The organism is Microbacterium sp. CPCC 204701, assembly GCF_004010105.1.
Lineage (GTDB): Bacteria > Actinomycetota > Actinomycetes > Actinomycetales > Microbacteriaceae > Microbacterium.
In genome coordinates this window covers 1-2,189 of the sequence record NZ_RRYE01000450.1, presented here as the reverse complement: position 1 = coordinate 2,189, position 2,189 = coordinate 1, and the positions used below count along the sequence as shown (strand labels likewise).

Sequence of the window (2,189 nt, the reverse complement as noted above, 5' to 3'; positions counted from 1 at the left end):
GTCGCGGCATCCGTGCCGACGCTGGCCATCACACGCTCGGGCACCTCGAGCGCGCGGCGGCGGAGGGCCGTCCCCGAGGAGGTCAGCGCCACATCGAGCACGCGCTCGTCGTCGGCGCGGCGCGCGCGGGTGACGAGGCCCTGCGCTGCGAGGCGCTTGACGAGCGGCGACAGCGTCGCCGGGTCCAGCGCCAGCTCGTCCGCGAGATCGCGCAGCGACCTGGGCGAGGACTCCCACAGCGCGAGCATCACCAGGTACTGCGGATGTGTGAGACCCAGCGGCTCGAGGATGGGCCGGTAGATCGAGACGACGTTGCGCGCCGCGGTGACCAGTGCGAAGCACACCTGGTTCTCGAGCTTGAGCAGGTCGCGGTCGGTAGGGGCGGTGACGGTCACGGAGTGATCCTATCGAACGAATAGTTAGTACACTAATGACTATGACCGAGACGGATGCCGCAGACCGCCGCACGCTCCGCGAGAGAGTGCGTGAAGCCGGCGGGTGGTACGCGTGGTTGAACACCAAGCTCATCCGCATGGCAGGACCCGCGGCCGTCGGCCCCTACGAGACGACTCCCCCGCCCACCGCCGCCGAGCGTGCGGAACGCGCGTGCCCGCTGTGCGGTTCGCCGATCTCGCGGCACACCTTCGACCGCTCGGGGCCCAAGCCCCTCATGCACTGCCCGTAGGGGCGCTCACGCCCGGACCACGGGTCATGCGTGGCCGGCGCGCTCCATCGCCCGCAGCTCTTTCTTGAGATCGTGCACCTCGTCGCGCAGGCGCGCGGCGAGCTCGAACTTCAGCTCGGCGGCGGCGGCGAGCATCTGGTCGCTGAGGTCGCCGATCGTCGCCTCGAGCTGCTCGGCACCCTCGGCGGCGATACCCTCGCGTCGCAGCTGCGGCGTCGGCGACTTGCCCTTGCCCGACTTCGTCTTCGCCGCGGCCTTGCCCCGCAGCATCCGGTCGGTGTCGGACGCCTCGCGCGCGAGGATCTCGGTGATGTCGGCGATCCGCTTGCGCAGGGGCTGCGGGTCGATCCCGTGCTCGGTGTTGTACGCGATCTGCTTCTCGCGCCGTCGGTCGGTCTCTTCGATCGCGTTGCGCATCGAGTCGGTGATCTTGTCGGCATACATGTGCACCTGGCCCGAGACGTTGCGCGCCGCGCGCCCGATCGTCTGGATGAGCGAGGTGCCGCTGCGGAGGAACCCCTCCTTGTCGGCATCGAGGATCGCCACGAGCGACACCTCGGGAAGGTCGAGGCCCTCGCGGAGGAGGTTGATTCCGACGAGCACGTCGTAGACGCCGGCGCGCAGCTCGCTCAGCAGCTCCACGCGGCGGAGCGTGTCGACATCGGAGTGCAGGTAGCGCACCCGCACCCCGTGCTCGCCGAGGAAGTCGGTGAGCTCCTCCGCCATCTTCTTCGTGAGGGTCGTGACGAGCACGCGCTCGTCGCGCTCGACGCGGATGCGGATCTCTTCGAGCAGGTCGTCGATCTGACCCTTCGAGGGCTTCACGATGATCTCGGGGTCGACCAGGCCCGTCGGGCGGATGATCTGCTCGACGATGCCGTCGGCCACGCCCATCTCGTACCGGCCTGGCGTCGCCGACAGGTACACCGTCTGCCCGATGCGATGCTTGAACTCGTCCCAGCGCAGTGGCCGGTTGTCGAGCGCGCTCGGCAGCCGGAACCCGTGCTCGACGAGGGTGCGCTTGCGTGAGGCATCCCCCTCGTACATGGCACCGATCTGCGGGACGGTGACGTGCGACTCGTCGATGACCATGAGGAAGTCGTCGGGGAAGAAGTCCAGCAGCGTGTGCGGCGGCTCGCCGGGCGACCGTCCGTCGAGATGGCGCGAGTAGTTCTCGATGCCCGAGCAGAACCCGAGCTGCTGGAGCATCTCGAGATCGAAGGTCGTACGCATGCGCAGCCGCTGCGCCTCGAGCAGCTTGTTCTGAGACTCGAGCTCAGTGAGCCGCTCGGCCAGCTCGTCTTCGATCGTGCCGATCGCGCGCTGCACGGTCTCGGTTCCGGCGACGTAGTGCGAGGCGGGGAAGATCGGAACGCTGTCGAGCCGCTGCACCACGTCCCCCGTGAGCGGATGGAGCATGTACAGCGCCTCGATCTCATCGCCGAACATCTCGATGCGGATCGCGTACTCCTCGTACACCGGGATGATCTCGATCGTGTCGCCG

Annotated in this window: 3 protein-coding genes; 1 reads left to right on the top strand and 2 read right to left on the bottom strand. The window is 68.3% G+C overall.

The genetic code is table 11. The features are described 5' to 3' along the window. Positions 1-395 (bottom strand): MarR family winged helix-turn-helix transcriptional regulator (locus tag EIO58_RS16660; protein ID WP_164861808.1); only part of this gene is annotated, 395 nt, incomplete at its 3' end. Between the two features lie 35 nt (positions 396-430). Between EIO58_RS16660 and EIO58_RS16655 the strand changes: the two genes are divergently transcribed. Then, positions 431-685, top strand: a complete 255-nt coding sequence (locus EIO58_RS16655) for a hypothetical protein (RefSeq protein WP_127820413.1) — start codon at positions 431-433, stop codon at positions 683-685. A 24-nt stretch (positions 686-709) separates the two neighbouring features. Here EIO58_RS16655 and EIO58_RS16650 read toward each other — a convergent pair. Beyond that, the coding region (locus EIO58_RS16650) for a helicase-related protein (protein WP_127820412.1) at positions 710-2,189 on the bottom strand (1,480 nt) is incomplete at its 5' end.

What these genes read in the sequence shown, in the direction of transcription:
- EIO58_RS16655 (WP_127820413.1), top strand. Translation starts at nt 431, where the DNA reads ATGACTATGACCGAGACGGATGCCGCAGACCGCCGCACGCTCCGCGAG.